10 protein-coding genes are annotated in these 19,667 nt (G+C 64.9%); 5 read left to right on the top strand and 5 right to left on the bottom strand.

Features of this window, described 5'->3' with window-relative positions:
- Positions 1 to 119 precede the first annotated feature (119 nt).
- A complete protein-coding gene (locus KBA48_RS12160) occupies positions 120 to 560 on the top strand; it encodes an HIT domain-containing protein (protein WP_292906625.1) in 441 nt (146 codons plus the stop codon).
- Entirely contained in the window at positions 557 to 1,405 is an 849-nt protein-coding gene (locus KBA48_RS12155) for an alpha/beta hydrolase-fold protein (RefSeq protein ID WP_292906623.1), read from the top strand. The genes KBA48_RS12160 and KBA48_RS12155 overlap by 4 nt, the downstream gene beginning before the upstream one ends.
- Here the strand turns inward: KBA48_RS12155 and KBA48_RS12150 are convergent.
- Positions 1,398 to 3,905, bottom strand: coding sequence for an EAL domain-containing protein (locus KBA48_RS12150; RefSeq protein ID WP_292906621.1), 2,508 nt, complete (start codon positions 3,903 to 3,905; stop codon positions 1,398 to 1,400). The two genes, KBA48_RS12155 and KBA48_RS12150, sit on opposite strands and share 8 nt — an antisense overlap.
- 110 nt (positions 3,906 to 4,015) lie before the next feature.
- Between KBA48_RS12150 and recO the strand changes: the two genes are divergently transcribed.
- From recO to KBA48_RS12135, 3 genes are all read left to right on the top strand, one after another.
- A complete protein-coding gene (gene recO, locus KBA48_RS12145; protein WP_292906619.1) occupies positions 4,016 to 4,783 on the top strand; it encodes a DNA repair protein RecO in 768 nt (255 codons plus the stop codon).
- Positions 4,784 to 4,896: 113 nt separating this feature from the next.
- Complete coding sequence (gene parC / locus KBA48_RS12140; protein ID WP_292906617.1) at positions 4,897 to 7,161, top strand: DNA topoisomerase IV subunit A; 2,265 nt, start codon at positions 4,897 to 4,899, stop codon at positions 7,159 to 7,161.
- Positions 7,162 to 7,430: 269 nt separating this feature from the next.
- A complete protein-coding gene (locus tag KBA48_RS12135) occupies positions 7,431 to 8,675 on the top strand; it encodes a hypothetical protein (protein ID WP_292906615.1) in 1,245 nt (414 codons plus the stop codon).
- A 5-nt stretch (positions 8,676 to 8,680) separates the two neighbouring features.
- Here the strand turns inward: KBA48_RS12135 and KBA48_RS12130 are convergent, their stop codons facing one another.
- The 4 genes from KBA48_RS12130 to KBA48_RS12115 all read right to left on the bottom strand — a co-directional run.
- Positions 8,681 to 9,193, bottom strand: coding sequence for a hypothetical protein (locus tag KBA48_RS12130; RefSeq protein ID WP_292906614.1), 513 nt, complete (start codon positions 9,191 to 9,193; stop codon positions 8,681 to 8,683).
- A gap of 26 nt (positions 9,194 to 9,219) precedes the next feature.
- Positions 9,220 to 11,889, bottom strand: a complete 2,670-nt coding sequence (topA, locus tag KBA48_RS12125) for a type I DNA topoisomerase (protein ID WP_292906613.1) — start codon at positions 11,887 to 11,889, stop codon at positions 9,220 to 9,222.
- A gap of 50 nt (positions 11,890 to 11,939) precedes the next feature.
- Complete coding sequence (dprA, locus tag KBA48_RS12120) at positions 11,940 to 13,076, bottom strand: DNA-processing protein DprA (protein ID WP_292906611.1); 1,137 nt, start codon at positions 13,074 to 13,076, stop codon at positions 11,940 to 11,942.
- 385 nt (positions 13,077 to 13,461) lie between these two features.
- Positions 13,462 to 19,667: Ig-like domain-containing protein (locus KBA48_RS12115; RefSeq protein WP_292906609.1), on the bottom strand; the 6,206-nt coding region annotated here is incomplete at its 5' end.

Below are 19,667 nucleotides of genomic sequence, written 5' to 3'. Positions count from 1 at the left end.
CAGCCGTTTCTGTTATTTTTGTGAAAAGCGCAATGACGATCCATCGTACCGGACAGGAGCATAGCGCAGGCCGCCCCTCTTGGTATAGATCGGGCAGGAAGGCAGGGCAGGGGGAGCGGATGGAAAACGGCTTCGATCTTGATGCGCGTCTGGCGGCGGACACGCTGGCCCTGGGCGACTGGCCCCTGTCGCGTGTGCTGCTGATGCGCAACCGTTTGTTCCCCTGGCTGATTCTGGTGCCGCGCCGCGCGGGGGCAGTGGAAATCCACCGCCTGACCCCCGCCGATCAGGTTCTGCTGACACGGGAGACGTCGGCCGCGGCCCGTGTGCTGGAAAGGCTGTTCCAGCCGGACAAGATCAATACCGGCGCGTTGGGCAATGTCGTGTCGCAGCTTCACATGCATGTGGTCGCGCGGCGGCGGGACGATCCGGCCTGGCCCGGTCCCGTCTGGGGGCGCGGTCTGTCCACGCCTTATGGCGGGGATGAACTGGTGGTGCTGGCGGACCGTATCCGCACGGCACTGCGCGAAGAAATAACCGCGATCCAGGAAATACGATGAACAAGCTGCTGAAGACCCTGCTGCTGGCGGCCTGCCTGCTGGCCCCGTCTCCGGTTGTTGCGGGCGATATACCGGGGCTGGGCGCCAGCGAGCCGATCCAGTTCGGCACCAGTTACATGCTGGAATCGAAGGTTCTGGATGAGCGCCGCCGTCTCAACGTGTTGCTTCCCGCCTCCTATGCCGAGGGGGATCGCCGCTATCCGGTGCTCTATCTGATCGATGGCGGCGTAAAGGAGGACTGGTTCCACATTGCCGGTCTGGTGCAACTGGGCGAACTGAACGGCGTGACCCAGGAAGTGATCCTGGTCGGTATCGAGGGCACGGATCGCAAGCGCGACCTCACCTCTCCCTCGCAGGACCCGCTGGACGTCAAGGAATTGCCGACCCATGGCGGTGCCGACAAATTCCGCCATTTCCTGGCCGATGAACTGAAGCCCTATATCGACAAGAATTTCCGCACCGCGCCCGAGACCGGCGTGATCGGTGAAAGCCTGGCCGGCCTGTTCATTCTGGAAACTTTCCTGCGACAGCCGGACCTGTTCACCCATTATATCGCGATCAGCCCGTCCCTCTGGTGGAACAAGGAGGCCCTGTCCTATCAGGCGGCGGACCTGCTGAAGGCGCAGAAGCCGGGTACGCGCAGCCTGCATCTGGCCATCGGCAATGAAGGCGGCGGCATGCGTGGCGGATTGGATCGGGTGATGGCGGCGCTGAAGGCCAATCCACCGGCGGGCCTGACCTGGGATTTCCAGGATATGGCGGGGGAGCGGCATCATTCGATCTACCATCCCGCCGCCCTGCCGGCCCTGCGCGCGGCCTTTCCCGGACCCAACCCGATCAAGTGACCGGGTTTATGCCCGGCAGCGATGGCAGGGCCAGCAGCTTCTCCGCCGCGTCTGCCGGTATGGGGCGGGAGAAGTAATAACCTTGCCCGTACCGGCATTCCAGGCCGCGCAGGAAGGCCACTTCCGACGGGCTTTCGATCCCTTCCGCCACCACATCCAGGTCCAGGCTTTTGGCCAGAAGCAGGATGATGCGGGGGATTTCCTCCCGCCGGTCGCCATTGCCGGCGCCGCTGATGAAGGCGCGGTCGATCTTCAGTGAATTGACCGGGTAGCGGTGAAGATAGGACAGTGATGAATAGCCGGTGCCGAAATCGTCCAGCGACAGGTGGACGCCCAGGCTGCGGATCTGCTGCATCATGGCGACGGCCCGGCCGGGATCATCCATCAGCAGGCTTTCCGTGATCTCCAGCTTCAGCGTGTCCGGTGCGACGCCCGTATCGGCCAGGACATGGCGCACGCAATCCACCATGTCATCGTCCAGCATCTGCCGGCCCGACACATTGACGCTCATGAACAGGCCGCTGTCATGGTTCTTCTGCCAGCGGGCAAGCTGTTCGGCCGCCTCCTGCATGGCCCAGCGGCCGATCTGCAGGATCAGGCCTGTATCCTCGGCCAGCGGCACAAAATCGGCCGGCGAGATCATGCCGCGTTCGGGATGCATCCAGCGGATCAGCGCCTCGAACCCGGCGATGGACTGGTCCGACAGGCGCACGATGGGTTGATAGAACAGGGTCAGTTGGTGACGGTCGGCGGCCAGCCGCAGATCGGCTTCGGTACGCAGGCGCGACATGGCGCGGGCGCGCAGGGCGTCGTCGAACACTTCCACCCGGTTGCGGCCCGCCCCCTTGGCCCGGAACATGGCCAGGCTGGCATCGCGCAGCATGTCGGGGGCCTGACCATAGCCGGTGTGCGACATGGCGATGCCGCCCGATGCCGTCAGCACCAGTTCCTCGCGCATGCCGGGCAGGCGGATTGGCTCCGCGATGGCGCTGGAAAGGCGCAGGGCCGCCGTCATCGCGGCCTTCACATCCACCACGCCATCCATCAGCACGCCGAATTCGTCCGCCGATACCCGCGCGATGGTGTCGCCGGCCCGCCGCTGGTCTTCCAGGCGCTTGGCCAGGATACGCAGCACCTCATCCCCGACATTGGGGCCCAGGCTGTCATTGACCGTCTTGAAATGGTCCAGGTCGAACAGGATGACGGCGCAGGGCGGATCGTCGGGCCGGCGGCGGCGATCAATGGTCTGGCCGATACGGTCCATCAGCAGCGACCGGTTGGGCAGGCCCGTCAGACCGTCATGGAAAGCATCGAACAGGATCTGCTGTTCGGCGCGCTTGCGGGCCGTGATGTCCGTCATGGACCCGGCCATGCGGATGGCGTCGCCCAGCGCGTCACGGATGGCCACGCCGCGGATCAGCACCCACAGTTCAGCACCACTGTCATGGCGGATGCGAACCTCATGCTCCAGATGATCCAGTCCGCCCGACAAATGCAGTTCGAACGCGGCGCGCAGGCCGGGCAGGTCGCTGGCATGGACCAGGGCGAACCAATCCTCCATCGTGCCGACCCATTCGCCACCGGGCAGGCCCAGCATGTCGGACCAGCGCGGGGAGTAATAGACCTCCCCCTCCTGCACGCGCCAGTCCCACAGCCCGTCATTGGCCCCCTGCGACGCCAGCGCATAGCGTTCCTCGCTCATGCGCAACTGTTCCTCGGCCACCTTGCGGTCGGTGATGTCGGATTGTGACCCGACAAGGCGCACCGGTTCCCCGCTGGCATCCATGACCGCGATGCCCCGGCACAGCATCCAGCGCCAGCCGCCGCGCCCATGCTGGATGCGGTATTCGATCTGGAACGGCTTGCCGCCGGCCGACATCTGCGCGTCCAGCGTGGCCTGCAGCCAGATCAAATCCTCCGGATGCACACGGTTCAGCCACTCCTCCGGTCCATCCGCCTCTTCCTCCGGCAACAGGCCGATCAGGGCCCACCAGCGTGGTGCGTAATAGATGCGGTCGGTGCGCAGGTCCCAGTCGTAAAGCCCATCATTGGTGGCCGCTGCCGCCAGCGCCAGTCGTTCCTCGCTGACGCGCAGCTTTTCTTCGGCTTCCTTGCGTTCGGTGATATCGGCGGCGGTGCCGATGACGCGGGTGACCTTGCCGTCCGGTCCCGCGATGGCCGATCCGCGCACCAGCAGCCAGGTCCAGTCGCCGCGCCCGTTCCTTACCCGGTGTTCGATGATGAAACGCCGCCCGCCCTCATCATGCCGGGGACGCAACGTGGCTTCCAGCCATTGCAGGTCATCGGGGTGGACGCGGCCGAACCAGTCGCGCGGGCAAACAGCGCCGCCGGAGGCAGGCAGCCCCAGATGCTCGCGGAAACCCGGCGACAGGAACAACGTGTCCGCGCCCAGGTCCCAGTCCCAGACGGCTTCACCGCTGGAAAGTCCCGCCAGCATGTAGCGCTGGGCCAGTTGGTCGTCGGGCGTGGTCTGGGGCAAGGTCGGCCGGTCGGCAATGGAAAGGTGTGAGGGGGAAACTCTATACCACTTTCATCCAGGGGGGCCATGCCCCTTAGCGATCCGCCGTTATTTATACTAGACTTGGACCCATGGACTGGAATGACCAAGCGATCCTGTTATCCGCACGCCCGTATGGGGAAACGGCGGCTTTGGCCCTTGTGCTGACCCGGGAACACGGGCGGCATGCGGGTTTGCTGCATGGTGGACAGTCGGCACGGCACAGGGCGCTGCTGGAACCGGGAAACCTGCTGGCCGCCGGTTGGCGGGCCCGGCTGGCGGATCAGTTGGGCACATGGTCGCTGGAGATGGAAAGGGCCTATGCGGCGCCATTTCTGGATGATCCATTGCGACTCGCGTGCCTGGCTTCGGCCTGTGCGCTGCTGGACGGGCTGCTGGCCGATCGGGAACCGCATCCCGGGTTATTCGACGCCACCCTGGCCCTGTTCGATGCCCTGCCGACAGAGGTCTGGGCAGAGATTTATGTACGCTGGGAGGTTGGGCTGCTGGAGGAGGTGGGCTTCGGCCTGGACCTTGCGCGCTGTGCCGTCAGCGGTCGCCTGGCGGCCGACCTGTTCGCCGGCAATGACGGCCTGTCGCATGTCAGCCCGCGTACCGGCCGCGCCGTCTCGGCATCGGCCGCCGAGCCGTACAGGGATAAGCTGCTGTCCCTGCCGCCTTTCCTGCTGGGCCTGTCCGATGGCGGACCGGTGGAGGTGATGCAGGGATTGACGCTGACCGGCCATTTCCTGGAACGCAGCGCCTTCGCCCAGCGCCATGCCGAGGTGCCGGCGGCCCGCGCCCGGTTCGTGGAGCGTTATGCCCGCACCCATGGTCTGGCCGTTGCCGGGGTGGAGTGACGGGGCCGGGTTGGTGAGCGGTATGAGCGGGAGCTACTCAGACGCAACGTATCCCCAATGGCCAGTATAGAAGCCAGTACCCATCTCCCTACCGCATCTGGTATGGATAGGGCATGACCGACGCCGCTTATGAAATCCTGGACAAGCGCCTCGCCGAAGCTCTCGGCGAACGTTATCTGTCCTATGCGCTCTCCACCATCGTCTCCCGTTCGCTGCCCGATGTGCGCGACGGGTTGAAGCCGGTGCATCGGCGCATCCTGTTCGCCATGAGCCAGTTGAAGCTGGACCCCAACACCATGCCGAAGAAGTCGGCCCGTGTGGTCGGCGACGTGATCGGTAAGTTCCACCCCCATGGCGACCAGTCGGTCTATGACGCGCTGGTGCGTCTGGCGCAGGATTTCGCCAGCCGCTATCCGCTGGTCGAAGGGCAGGGCAATTTCGGCAATATCGACGGCGATAACGCCGCCGCCATGCGATATACCGAGGCCAAGCTGACGGAGGTCGCCAAGGCCCTGATGCAGGGTCTGGATGAGGATGCCACCGATTTCCGCCCCACCTATGATGGTGACGGGAGTGAGCCGGTGGTGCTGCCGGCGGCCTTTCCCAACCTGCTGGCCAACGGGTCGGCCGGCATCGCGGTCGGCATGGCGACCAGCATCCCGCCGCATAATGTCGGCGAAATCTGCGGCGCCCTGAACCTGATCATCGAACGCGAGCTGCTGCCCGCCCCGGACAAGCGTCGGCCGGTGACGGTGGATGAGTTGGTCAGTTGGGTGCGCGGCCCCGATTTCCCCACCGGCGGTCTGCTGGTGGAGCCGCGCGCCAACATCATCGAAGCCTATCGTACCGGCCGTGGCGCCTTCCGCCTGCGCGCCCGCTGGACGAAGGAGGCCCTGGGCCAGGGCACCTGGCAGGTGGTGGTCACCGAAATCCCCTATCAGGTGCAGAAATCGCGTCTGGTGGAAAAGATCGCGGAACTGCTGGCCGAACGCAAACTGCCGCTGCTGGATGATGTGCGGGACGAGTCGGCGGAAGATATCCGTCTGATCCTGATCCCCAAGAGCCGGAATGTCGATCCGGCCGTGCTGATGGAACAGTTGTTCCGCAACACTGACCTGGAAATCCGCTTCAGCCTGAACATGAACGTGCTGGATGGCGGCACCATCCCGCGCGTCATGAACCTGCATGAGGTGCTGAACGCCTTCCTGGCCCACCGTCAGGATGTGCTGATCCGCCGTTCCCGCTTCCGGCTGGCCGAGATCGAGCATCGGCTGGAGGTGTTAGGCGGCTACCTGATCGCGTATCTGAACCTGGACGAGGTGATCCGCATCATCCGTGAAGAGGATGAGCCGAAGAAGGACTTGATGCGCACCTTCTCGCTGTCGGATGTGCAGGCCGAGGCGATCTTGAACATGCGGTTGCGCAGCTTGCGCCGCCTGGAAGAGTTCGAGATCAAGAAGGAACATGATGCGCTGTCGGCCGAGAAGGCCAAGCTGACCGACTTGCTGCTGGATGAGGGCAAGCGCTGGAAATCCATCCGCAGTGAAGTGCAGCAGATGGACAAGAAGTTCGGCCGTTCCACCGCCCTGGGGGAGCGCCGGACGGAAGTGGGCGACGCGCCGGTCGACATCGTGGTTCCGGTTGAGGCGATGATCGAGCGCGAGCCGCTGACCGTCTTCCTGTCGGAAAAGGGCTGGATCCGCGCCGTATCGCGCCATCTGACCCCGGCAGAGGTGGCGGACGCCAAGTACAAGGATGGCGACCAGGAACGCTTCGTGCTGCGCGTGCAGACCACGGACAAGCTGCTGGTCTTCGCGTCGAATGGCAAGTTCTATACGCTGGGCGCCGACAAGCTGCCGCGCGGTCGCGGCTTCGGCGAGCCGGTGCGCCTGATGGCCGATTTCGGCGACGCGGAGATCGTGGCCCTGTTCGCGCATGTACCGGGGCAGAAGCTGATCGTGGCCAGCAGCGATGGCAGGGGCTTCCAGGTGGAGGCGGACGAGGTCGTGGCCCAGACACGTGCCGGCCGCCAGGTGCTGAACCCGTCCGACGGCGGGGTCGCGTCGCTGGTCATTCCGGTGGAGGGTGACGCGATCGCCGTGATCGGCAATAACCGCAAGCTGCTGGTCTTCAAGCTGGAAGAACTGCCACTGATGGCGCGCGGCAAGGGCGTGGCGCTGCAGAAATACAAGGATGCCAGCCTGTCCGACGTGAAAAGCTTCAATCTGGCCGATGGCCTGTCATGGAAGCTGGGCGGGGCGGAAGGCCGCATCCGCACCGTCGCCATGCCGGAACTGGCCGGCTGGATCGCCTTCCGTGGCACCCAGGGCAAGATGCCGCCCACCGGCTTCCCCCGGAATAACAAGTTCACGGATTGACGCTGCATGCGTCTCCTGTCGCTGCTGTGCCTGCTGATCCTCTCCGCCCTGCCGGTGGGGCGGGTTGCGGAAGGATATGGAGGCGCAATTACGGGACCAGGGGTGTCTGGGCTCTAGTCTCCCCGTCTTTGTGGGCCTGATCGCGCGGCTGCGGCGGTTGTCCGTGCATTGATCCATGGGCAAATCTTCCGGATAGATATCCATCGTCCCGGTGGGGCCCTACACTTTCCTTGAAGGCCGGCCTATAGACCGGTGGATAGGGAGTGAACATGCGCCTTGTCGCGATGACGGGGCGCCTGCTGACGGTGGCTGTGTTCCTGATCGGCCCCGCCGCGCAGACGCGCGCCGCCGATGTCATGCGGTTTTTGACCAATATCGCCCCGCCTTATCAGGAGATGGTGGGCGGCACTCTTGACGGCACCTCCACGCGGGCCCTTCACTGTGTCATGGGCCGGATGAACCACCGGTATGAGGTGGGGCTGGCCCCCTGGCTGCGGGCGCGTGAGCAGGTACGGCTGGGGCTGGCGGATGGTGTCTTCTCCATCGCCCCGGACATTGATGGCAAGGTTCAGGACGGCATGTTCTCGCTGCCCCTGGCCCTGGAGCGCTGGGTCTGGGTGACCTCGGCGGGTGGTGGCACCATGGCGGCGACGGTACGTCCGAACCTGCCTGTTGCGGCTGTCCTGGGGTCCAATCAGCTTAAATGGCTGCTGGCGCAAAGCGCCAATGCCGACGGTGTCGCCCGCTCCGCCACCCAGTTGCTGCGCATGCTGGTCGGTGGCAGGGTGGCGGCGGTGTTGATGGATGAGGCAGAACTGCGTTTCGCTTGGCAGGAGGCGGGGATCGACCCGGCCTCCCTGAACATCACCTTTCAGCGCTACATGCCGCTGGGGGTCTATTTCTCCAATGCCTTCCTGGCCGCGCATCCCGGTTTTCTCGAACGGTTCAATGCACAGGTGCCGAACTGTGCTGCCGCCAATATGTCCCTGTCCCCGGCTGAACGGCGCACGGCCCTGTCCGTGGCCCGCCATGTGCGCGACCAGCTTCTGGCCGATCCTGACCTGCTGCCCGCCCTGCGCGCGTCGTGGCGGGTCAACGGGGCCAAGCCCGTGCAGCAGATCATGGCCGAGGATCGGCGCTTCCATGAAAACCGCAAGCGGCGTGATGAACCGCTGGTGGCGGCGGTGCGTGACCATCCCCTGTCGGCCGCGCTCTCGAAGCTGCGCCAAGCCGGCGGCGACATGGTTTCCGAAATCCTGCTGTTTGATGCCGCGGGTGTGGCGACGGCCTCTGACCCGCTGTCCAGCGACCTGTGGCAGGCCGACGAGCGGAAATTCTCCATGACCGTGCCCAATGGGCCGGACACGGTCTTTATCGATACGATCACATTCGATCAGTCGACCAGCCAGTTCAGCGTGCAGGTGAGCTTTACGATCGGTGGGGGAGAGGACGGGGCCGCCCTGGGCGGTTTGACTGTGGGGCTGAATATCGAAAAGACCCTGAACGGCTTCTGATCGGCTCAGCGCTCCATCAGGTCGGGCCGCTGGTCATCATCCATCTGCATGGGCCGGCGCTCGCCCCGGCGCTTGACCTCCATGTCGCTGCCGGACACGGCCAGCGACATGGCAAAGCCCGTATCGGGGCAGGGGCTGGGGGCATAGCCACGGGCCAGCGCCTTGTCATCCTTGCCGTAATCCAGCCGCGCGCCACCATAGGTGCCGCTGACCCCGCCCATGGCCACGCCGGCTTCCACCGTCTTGCGGACCCGGCACTTGGCCTCCTTCTCGGCCTGCTGCGCTTCCGCAACCGGCACGCCCTGGCTGTAATCGGGCACGCCGCGCGTGGTGGGGCCACCGCCCACGGGCTGGGGTTCCGGCTTCTTTTCCAGCAGGGTGAAGGTATTGGCGGGTGCCGACGCCGCCTGCTCCTCCGCCGTGGCAGACAGGGCGATGATCGACAGGACCAGACCGGTCAGGAACAGGGCGCGCATCGGGGCCTCCAGGGTACGATTACCCTTTATACGCATGAACATGGTTCACCCTGTTCCTGTTTGCAAGCTCAGGCCTTGGCTTTTTTCACCGCCGGCTTTTTGGCGACGGTCCCTGTCTTGGTTGCGGTGGTCTTCGCGGCCGTCTTCGGTGCGGCGGCCTTCTTGGCCGGCGCCTTCTTCGGCTTCTCCTCGGCTTCCGCCGTCTCCGGTGCCGCACCCTTCTTGGCGGTGTCCTTCGCGGCCTTGGCGGCCAGGATTTCAACGGCCTGATCGAGCGTCAGCGTGTCGGCATTGTAGGCCTTGGTGATGCTGGCGAACATCTTGTTATGCTTCACATAAGGCCCGAAGCGGCCGGACCCGATGGAGATGGGCTTGCCATCCTTGGGATGGTTGCCCAGTTCCCGGCCCGCCACCGCCTTCTTCACCGGCCCATCACCCAGCAGGACGACGGCCCGGTTCAACCCGATGGTCAGCACGTCGTCATCCGGCGGGATGTTCTTGTACGCGTCGCCATGCTTCAGATAGGGACCGAACCGGCCAATGCCGGCCTGAATCTCCTGGCCCGATGACGGATGCGTACCCAGAGAGCGCGGCAGGGAGAGCAGTGCCAGCGCAATGGTCAGGTCCACATCCTGCGGGTTCATGCCACGCGGCAGGGACACACGTTTGGGCTTCTCCCCCTTGGCCGCCGCTTCGCCTAACTGGACATAGACGCCATAGGGCCCGCGCTTCATGACCACATTCTGGTTTGTCTCGGGATCGACGCCCAGATCGCGGTCGGCATCCGCCTCCGCTTCTTCCCCCGCCACGGCCAGCGGGCGGGTGTAACGGCATTCCGGATAGTTGGAACAGCCGATGAAGGCGCCCGTCTTGCCCAGCTTCAGCGACAGCCGCCCGGCCCCGCAGGTGGGGCAGACGCGTACGTCGATCTTGTGCCCCTCGGCATCGAACCGATCGGGGAAGAAGTGCGGTCCCAGCGCATCATCCAGGGCATTCAGCACCTGGGTGATGGTCAGGTCCTTGGTCTCGTCGATGGCCGCGTGGAAATGTTTCCAGAACTCGCGCAGCACATCCTTCCAGAAGATGCGTCCGCCGGAAATATCGTCCAGCTTCTCTTCCAGCGCCGCCGTGAAATCATACTGGACGTAGCGGTTGAAGAAATTCTCCAGGAAGCTGGTGACCAGCCGCCCGCGATCCTCCGGCTCGAACCGCCGCTTCTCCAGCCGCACATAATTGCGCTCCTGCAGCACCTGCAGGGTGGAGGCATAGGTGGAGGGACGGCCAATGCCAAGCTCCTCCATTTTCTTCACCAGGCTGGCCTCGGTATAGCGCGGCGGCGGCTGGGTGAAATGCTGGTCGGATTTGAGCGCCCCGCGCGTCAGGTCGTCGCCATCCTTCATGGGCGGCAGACGGCGGTTCTCCTCATCCTCGCCATCATCATCCTTATCTTCCTGATAGACCTTCAGGAAGCCGTCGAAGCGGACGATGGAGCCGGTGGCGCGGAACACGGCCTCGGCCCCCTTTGACATGATGTCGACGGTGACCTGATCCATAATGGCGCTGGCCATCTGGCTGGCCACCGTGCGCTTCCAGATCAGCTCGTACAGCCGCAGCTCGTCCTTATCCAGATAGCGCGACAACTGGTCCGGCCGCTTGAACAGGTCGGTCGGGCGGATGGCCTCGTGCGCTTCCTGGGCGTTCTTGGCGGCGGTCTTGTAGATGCGGGGCTTTTCCGGGACATAGGCATCGCCCCAGGTCTGATCGATCAGGCGACGCGACCCCTCGATGGCCTCCTGGCTCAACGACACGCCATCGGTACGCATATAGGTGATGAGACCGACCGTCTCCCCGCCGATATCGACACCTTCATACAGCTTCTGGGCGGTGCGCATGGTCTTGACGGCGCCAAAGCCCAGCTTGCGGCTGGCTTCCTGCTGCAAGGTGGAGGTGGTGAAGGGCGCATAGGGGTTGCGCTTCACCTCCTTGCGCTCCACCCGGCCGACCTTGAACAGCATGGGGCGGATACGGGCCAGGGCGGCTTCCGCTGCCCCCTTGTCGCCCAGACTGAATTTCTCCAGGCGCTTGCCGTCCAACTGCGTCAGGCGGGCGGTGAAGGTGGCGCCGTCGTGGGTTTTGAACTCCGCCTCGATGGTCCAATATTCCTGCGGCTTGAACGCCTCGATCTCGCCCTCGCGCTCACAGATCAGACGCAGGGCCACCGACTGCACACGCCCCGCCGACTTCGACCCCGGCAGCTTGCGCCACAGGACCGGCGACAGGTTGAAGCCCACCAGATAATCCAGGGCGCGGCGGGCCAGATAGGCCTGCACCAGTTCCTGATCCACATCGCGCGGCTTGCCGATGGCTTCAAGCACCGCGCTCTTGGTGATTTCGTTGAAGGTGATGCGGCGGATCTCCGCCTTGCCGGCCAGCCGCTTTTCCTTCAGCAGCTCATGCACGTGCCAGGCGATGGCTTCCCCTTCGCGATCCGGGTCGGTTGCCAGGAAGACGCGGCTCGCACCCTTTACGGCGCGGGCGATTTCATCGACATGGCGCTTGGACCGGTCACCCAGCTCCCAATCCATCTCGAAATCTTCTTCGGGGCGCACCGACCCATCCTTGGGCGGAAGATCGCGCACATGCCCGAAGCTGGCCAGGACGGTGAAATCCTGCCCCAGATATTTGTTGATGGTCTTGGCCTTGGCCGGGGATTCGACGATGACGACACTGCCAGCCACTGAAGGACCCGCCTTTTTAATCAATAGGGACACCGGATGGCGGGACAGGATCAGATCAGGCTGACCTGCCCACCGGGATGACGCTGCAGCCGGCCCGCCAGTTCCATTTCCAGCAGAACGGTCATCACCACCCCGGCAGACAATTGGCAGCCGCGGACCACTTCGTCAATGAGAACCGGGGAGGGGGACAGGCACTCTCCCACCAAACGGCGTGCTTTTGCCAGTTCGACCTCATCTTCCGTAAGGGGATGGGTGGAGCGATATTGCCCTCCCGCCGGCTCGGCCATCGGTCCGCGCAGGCTGCCTTGCAGGTGGGTGATGACATCATCGGCATTTTCCACCAGCCCCGCGCCCTCCTTGATCAGGCGGTTGCAGCCCTGGGCGCGCGGGTCCAGCGGTGACCCGGGCACGGCAAACACCTCACGCCCCTGTTCGGCGGCAAAGCGGGCCGTGATCAGCGACCCCGACTTCACCGCCGCCTCCACCACCACCACGCCCAGTGACAGGCCGGAAATCAGGCGGTTGCGCCGGGGGAAATGGCGTGCCTGTGGTTCCGTGCCCAGGGGTGATTCGGCCAGAACGGCTCCCCGCTGCGCGATATCGCGGTACAGATCGGCATTTTCCGGTGGATAGATGATGTCGACACCGCCCGCGACCACGGCCACCGTCCCGCCGCCATTCATGCCCCCGGCCAGCGCCCCCTGATGCGCCGCCGTATCGATGCCGCGCGCCAGGCCGGACACAACCGTAAACCCCGCCTCAGCCAGATCGCGCCCCAGCTTCTCCGCCATCTTGCGACCCACAATGCTGGCATTGCGCGCACCGACGATGCCCACACAGGGCCGCAACAGCAGCGCCGGGAAGCCCAGCAGGCTCAACACCGGTGGCGCATCATCCAGAACGGCCAGCGGTCCCGGATACTCCGCCTCGCCGCGGAACAGCCAGCGCCCGCCCATCCGATCCAGCGCCGCTGCCTCCCGCTCCACCTCCGCCTTGCCCGGAACCCGCAAGGGTGCGGTCCGCCCCCCGCGCTTGGCCAGTTCCGGCAGTGCCGCCAGTGCCGCCGTCGCCGTCCCGAACCGCTCCATCAATCGCATGAATGTCACCGGCCCGACATTCTCCGCCCGGATCAGACGGACGCGGTCGATACGCTCTGCATGGGAAAGGGGGGTGATCGAGGATTGCATGCAGCCATGGTTCTGCAATTACATGCAAGTGTCAACGACGATGGTTGGGAGAGTGATGGCGCACAGATCGGGATTGGTGTGACTAACCTCCGGTGCCCACCCCTGGAGCACGGGTGGAGGTTGAGCGTTCCTTCACTGCCTGTGGGTCCGGATGGTGGAACTGCGAATCCCCAAGCTGCGTACCGGCAGCAGCTACTTCCCAACATTCCTGTAGCCGCCCGCATGGCGAAGAAGGCGCTGACGGCGGGCCAATATCCAGGGCATCACCACCCGCTCTGCGCGTAAGCAGTTACGGCGGCGTCTACAACACCGTAGACGCCGCCGCAACAGCAGCAGTTCATCAGGCTGGACAACCGGAGTTACGGTCGCCGCTGTTCGGTCACCGTCATTGCCCCGACGGATCCATAAACCAAGTAGCAACGTCACCAAATTTGCCAATAATCGTCAGGCTGTTGCCGCCGCCCAGATCAAGAATGGTGCTGCCGTCGACGAAACGAGCCGAGGCAATTACCGCCGCCAGAGACAGTTGGCCATCATAGATCGCCAGACGGTCCACTCCGATTTCAAAATCGGCGATGATCGCGCCACCGGACTTGGCACCAAACGCGAAGGTGTCGTGTCCGTCGCCACCCCACAGGGTGTCCGCCCCACCATCGGCAAACAGGAGATCGTTACCGGCGCCGCCATTAATGACGTCGGAGCCGTCGCCGCCAGCCAGGGTATCGTCGCCATCCTCACCGAACAGCGTGTCGTTACCGAGACCACCGTCGCCCACATCATTGCCGATACCAAGCCCGATCAGGTCGTTGCCGTCACCACCAAGGCCGGTGTCGTTGCCCGCTCCGCCGACCAGCGTATCGTTGCCGATGTCTCCGGAAAGCTGGTCATTACCATCCTCGCCAAACAAAAGATCATCGCCGCTGCCGCCGTCGATCGTGTCGTCGCCATCATTGCCGGTCAGCGTGTCTGTGCCGGCTTCGCCGAACAGAATGTCGTTTCCGGAGCCGCCGAAGCCCCGATCGTCGCCTTCACCGCCGCCGACAAGATCATCGTCCGCCCCACCGATGACCCAGTCATCGCCGACGCCGCCATGAACGACGTCATTGCCATCGTCTCCGGACAAGGTGTCATTGCCGAAGGTCGAGGCAACCGTATCGTTACCACCACCGCCGGACAGGATGTCATCTCCCGGACCCAGAATCATGGTCTGGCTGTTGGTGTCGCCAAACACCGTCTGGTTGCCATCGCCGCCGGTGACTGTGGCGCTGCCGATGACAGCGGCGAATTCGACATTATCCAGCGCAATATTCACCTGCCCCTGGACACCGGTCGTATTCAAGACCAGGGCCGTTGGCAGCGTGGTTGAATTCAGCGTGCTGCCGGTGACGCGGGTCGTGTTGCCCTCATTGCTGCTGCCCGTGAAGTCGATGCTGCGGACCAGCAGTTCCGATTGCGACGACAACTGCCCAAGGAAGCCCGTTCCGCCGTTGGTCAAATCCCCTTGGGACTGAGATCCGCTCTGCGTCCGCGCCTGAATCTCACGGATCAGGTCGTCCAGCGATTGGGTCGGATCCGTGCGGGTGGAAGTGCCGGATGCGGTCACCGATACGCCGACAGGCACACTGACCGTCAGGGTGGTGACGGTGCTGACCTGTCCCGTCGTCGCATCAACCACCTGTTCGCGTACAACGGGTACGTCGGCCAGATTGGCATTGGCCGTGGAGGGATCCTCCTCACGGCTTTCCGTGGGCGCGACGATGACCACGGTGCTGGTGCGGCTGCCGTCGGGCTGAGTGGTGGTAGTGCCCGTGACTGTGGCCCCGTCGACATTGACCACGGGCGGCGGGGTGACCGGGACCGGCTTTTCCACCGTGGCGGTGACTTTGCTGGCACTGGCCGTGAAGGGCTGTGAGACATTGCCGGCCGGGTCGGCCAGCGTCACGGACAGGCTGAGCGTACCGTTCCCCAGGCTGGACAGGTCAAGCCCGGTGACATTGGCGGTCGTCGCCGACATGACGCCCGTACCGGACAGGGAACCACCCCCGGATGAAGTGACGGTCCAGCTATATTGCGCGCCGATCTCTCCATCGCTGATGGTGAAGGCGACGTTGGACTGTTCGCCGGAATCGATGGTCGTATCGTTAAACTGTACCGTGGCACCGGTTGGCGCGACATTGTCCAGCAGCAAGACCTGGCTGCCCGGTGCCGAGACATTGCCGGTGGCATCCGTCGCCGTTGCAGTTATCGTGTTGCTGCCGTTGGCATTGAGGTTGAGCGTGCCGGAAGCCGGCGTGGCACTGGCAAGATCGATGCTCCAACTGCCACCCGTCGCTACGGTTGTATAGGTGGCGCCACCCACCGACACGGTCACCGTGGCACCGGCCTCCGCCGTGCCGGAGATGGTTGGTGTCGTGCTGTTGTTTGCAATTGCGGCGATCGACGGCGCGTCTGGCGCGGTGGCGTCGATGACCAATGACTGCGTACCCGGCGCCGACACATTCCCGGCGAGATCCTTTGCCGTGACGGACACGGCATTGGTTCCGTTGGTGTTCGGAGTGAAACTGCCACTGGTCGGCGTGGCGGTGCCGGTATCGATCGTCCAGCTGCCCCCGGTGGCGGTCGTCGTGTAGGTCGCCCCACCCACCGTGACAGTGACCAGAGCACCAGCCTCTGCCGTCCCCCCGATGACGGGCGTCGCGTCGCCGGTCGATGCGGGCGTCGTGATGGCAGGTGCACTCGGCGCGGTTGTGTCAATGACCAACGATGCCGTCGCGGCCTGCGATATATTGGTCAGGGCATCGGACGCGGTAGCCGTGATCGTGTTGGTGCCATTGAGGTCAAGGGTCAGTGACCCGCTGGTCGGTGTGGCGGTGCCCAGGTCAAGGGTCCAGTTACCCCCGGTGGCGACGGTGGTGTAGGTCGCGCCACCGACATTGACGGTAACCCTGGCCCCTGCCTCTGCCGTTCCGGTGATGACGGGCGTTGCGCTCTGGCTCAGACCGGCAACGATTGTCGGAACGGCGGGGGCGACGCTGTCGATGAGCAAACCATCCGTCTTGGCCTGGGATACGTTGCCGTAGGCATCGGTCGCCGTGGCCGATAGCGCATTGTTTCCGTTCTTATCCAGGCTCAGCGTGCCGCTGGTCGGTGTGGCGGTGGAGAGGTCGATGCTCCAGTTGCCGCCCGTTGCCGTCGTCGTATAGGTCGCCCCACCGATCGTCAGCCTGACCGTGCTGCCGGCTTCCGCCGTGCCACCCACGACTGGCGCGATGCTGGCGGTCAAAAGACTGCTGGTGATGACCGGTGCATTTGGCGCGGTCGTGTCGATGGTCAGCGTCTGGGTGCCGGGGGCAGACGTATTGCCCGCCGCATCCGTCGCCGTTACAGAGACGGCATTGTCATCATTTGTATTTGGGTTGAACGTGCCGCTGGTCGGCGTGGCGGTGCCGGTATCAATGCTCCAGTTGCCACCCGTGGCCGTCGTTGTATAGGTGGCGCCGCCGATGGTCAGTGTCACCGTGGAACCGGCTTCCGCCGTGCCGCCGATCACCGGCGTACCGTCGTTGGTTGACGCCGCACTGGTGATGCTGGGGGCATTGGGCGTTGTCGTGTCAAGGGTCAGCGTCTGGGTGCCGGCTGTGGATGTATTGCCGGCCGGATCGGTGGCCGTGGCGGAGACGGCATTGGTGCCATTGGCATTCAGGCTTAAGCTGCCGCTGGTCGGCGTGGCCGTGCCGGTATCGATGGACCAGGTGCCGCCCGTTGCCGTCGTCGTATAGGTGGCACCGCCGATGGTCAGCGTCACCGTGGCCCCGGCTTCCGCCGTACCGCTGATCACGGGTGTGCTGTCATTGGTCAGCGTCGCGCTGGTGATGCTGGGGGCGTTCGGCGCGGTCGTATCGATGGTCAGCGTCTGGGTGCCGGCCGTGGAAACATTGCCCAATGTATCCGTTGCCGTGGCGGAGACCGCGTTTGTGCCGTTGGCATTTGGGCTGAACGTGCCACTGGTCGGTGTGGCGGTGCCGGTATCGATGCTCCAGTTGCCACCCGTTGCCGTCGTCGTATAGGTGGCGCCACCGATGGTCAGTGTCACCGTGGAGCCGGCTTCCGCTGTGCCGCTGATCACCGGTGTCGTGTCGTTCGTCGCAGCCGTGCTGGCGATGATCGGCGCATCCGGCGCCGTTGTGTCCATGGTCAGCGTCTGGGTGCCGGCGGTGGATATATTGCCGGCTGCATCGGTGGCCGTGGCGGAGACGGCATTGGTGCCATTGGCATTGGGGCTGTAGGTGCCGCTGGTCGGCGTGGCGGTGCCGGTATCGATGCTCCAGTTGCCGCCCGTGGCCGTCGTCGTATAGGTGGCGCCGCCGATGGTCAGCGTCACCGTGGCCCCGGCTTCCGCCGTGCCGCTGATCACGGGCGTGCCGTCGCTGGTCGACGCGGCACTGGTGATGCTGGGGGCGGTCGGCGCGGTCGTGTCGATGGTCAGCGTCTGGGTGCCGGCCGTGGATGTATTGCCGGCCGGATCGGTTGCCGTGGCGGAGACGGCATTGGTGCCGTTGGTGTTGGGGCTGAAGCTGCCGCTGGTCGGCGTGGCCGAACCGGTGTCGATGCTCCAGTTGCCGCCCGTGGCCACGGTAGTATAGGTGGCGCCGCCCACCGTCACGGTCACGGTGGCACCGGCCTCCGCCGTGCCGCTGATCACGGGTGTGGTGTCATTGGTCAGCGTCGCGCTGGTGACGCTGGGCGCGCTGGGTGCCGTTGTGTCAATGGTCAGCGTCTGCGTGCCCGCCGTGGAGACGTTGCCCACCGCGTCCGTTGCCGTGGCGGAGACGGCATTGGTGCCGTTGGCGTTGGGGCTGAAGCTGCCGCTGGTCGGCGTGGCCGAACCGGTATCGATGCTCCAGTTGCCGCCCGTGGCCGTCGTTGTATAGGTGGCGCCGCCCACCGTCACGGTCACGGTGGCCCCGGCTTCCGCCGTGCCGCTGATCACCGGTGTCGTGTCGTTGGTTGCCGCGGCACTGGTGATGCTGGGGGCGGTCGGCGCCGTCGTGTCGATGGTCAGATTCTGCGTACCGGCGGTGGATATATTGCCGGCTGCATCGGTGGCCGTGGCGGAGACGGCATTGGTGCCATTGGCATTGGGGCTGTAGGTGCCGCTGGTCGGCGTGGCGGTGCCGGTATCAATGCTCCAGTTGCCGCCCGTTGCCGTCGTCGTATAGGTGGCGCCACCGATGGTCAGTGTCACCGTGGTCCCGGCTTCTGCCGTGCCACTGATCACCGGCGAGCCGTCGTTGGTCGCCGCGGCACTGGTGATGCTGGGGGCGGTCGGCGCCGTCGTGTCCATGGTCAGCGTCTGGGTGCCGGCCGTGGATGTATTGCCGGCCGGATCGGTGGCCGTGGCGGAGACGGCATTGGTGCCGTTGGCGTTGGGGCTGAAGCTGCCGCTGGTCGGCGTGGCCGAACCGGTATCGATGCTCCAGTTACCGCCCGTGGCGACGGTGGTATAGGTGGCGCCGCCGATGGTCAGCGTCACCGTGGCCCCGGCTTCCGCCGTGCCGCTGATCACGGGCGTGCTGTCATTGGTCAGTTCAGCGCTGGTGATGATGGGGGCGTTCGGCGCCGTCGTATCGATGACGATGCTTTGCGTACCCGCCGTGGAGATATTGCCCAACGTGTCCGTTGCCGTGGCGGAGGCAGCATTGCCGGTTCCGCTGGTCAAGGGCGTGAACGAGCCGCTGGTGGGTGTGGCGCTGGAGAGGTCGACGCTCCAGTTGCCGCCCGTGGCCGTCGTCGTATAGGTGGCACCGCCGATGGTCAGGATCACCGTGGCCCCGGCCTCCGCCGTGCCGCTGACGACCGGGGAAGTGGTATTGGCCGCCGTGGTGGAGATGACAGGCGCGTTCGGAGGCGTATTGTCAACGGTCAGCGTCTGCGTGCCGGCCGTGGATGTATTGCCGGCCGCATCGGTGGCCGTCGCTGAAACAGCGTTGGTGCCATTGGTGTTCAGGCTCAACGTGCCGCTGGTCGGTGTGTCCGTACCGGTATCGATGCTCCAGTTGCCGCCCGTGGCCGTCGTCGTATAGGTGGCGCCACCCACGGTCACGGTCACCGTGGCCCCGGCCTCCGCCGTGCCGCTGATCACCGGCGTGGTGTCGGTGGTCGCCGCAGTGCTGGTGATGCTGGGTGCGCCGGGCGCCGTGGTGTCGATGGTCAGCGTCTGGGTGCCGGCCGTCGAGGTATTGTTCGCTGCGTCCTTGGCCGTGGCAGAAACGGCATTGGTACCGTTGGTATTCGGGCTGAAGCTGCCGCTGGTCGGTGTGGCAGAACCGGTATCGATGCTCCAGTTTCCGCCCGTGGCAACGGTGGTATAGGTGGCGCCGCCGATGGTCAGCGTCACCGTTGATCCGGCTTCGGCCGTTCCCGTGATGGTCGGGGTCCCATCATTGGAGAGCGCCGCGCTGGTGATCACGGGAGCGCCGGGCGCAATCGTATCGATGGTCAGTGTCTGCGTGCCGGCCGTGGAGACATTGCCCACCGCGTCCGCTGCCGTGGCGGAGACGGCATTGGTGCCGTTGGTGTTGGGGCTGAAGC

The organism is Niveispirillum sp. (assembly GCF_017996735.1).
Lineage (GTDB): Bacteria > Pseudomonadota > Alphaproteobacteria > Azospirillales > Azospirillaceae > Niveispirillum.
Note: the sequence above shows the minus strand (reverse complement) of the source record. Positions and strands in the feature narration are given on the sequence as shown.

Bases quoted from the DNA above. Each gene is read 5' to 3' on its own strand.
- KBA48_RS12160 (WP_292906625.1), top strand. From the start codon at position 120: ATGGAAAACGGCTTCGATCTTGATGCGCGTCTGGCGGCGGACACGCTG.
- dprA (WP_292906611.1), bottom strand. From the start codon at position 13,076: ATGCAATCCTCGATCACCCCCCTTTCCCATGCAGAGCGTATCGACCGC.
- recO (WP_292906619.1), top strand. From the start codon at position 4,016: ATGGACTGGAATGACCAAGCGATCCTGTTATCCGCACGCCCGTATGGG.
- KBA48_RS12130 (WP_292906614.1), bottom strand. From the start codon at position 9,193: ATGTTCATGCGTATAAAGGGTAATCGTACCCTGGAGGCCCCGATGCGC.
- KBA48_RS12135 (WP_292906615.1), top strand. From the start codon at position 7,431: ATGCGCCTTGTCGCGATGACGGGGCGCCTGCTGACGGTGGCTGTGTTC.
- parC (WP_292906617.1), top strand. From the start codon at position 4,897: ATGACCGACGCCGCTTATGAAATCCTGGACAAGCGCCTCGCCGAAGCT.
- KBA48_RS12155 (WP_292906623.1), top strand. From the start codon at position 557: ATGAACAAGCTGCTGAAGACCCTGCTGCTGGCGGCCTGCCTGCTGGCC.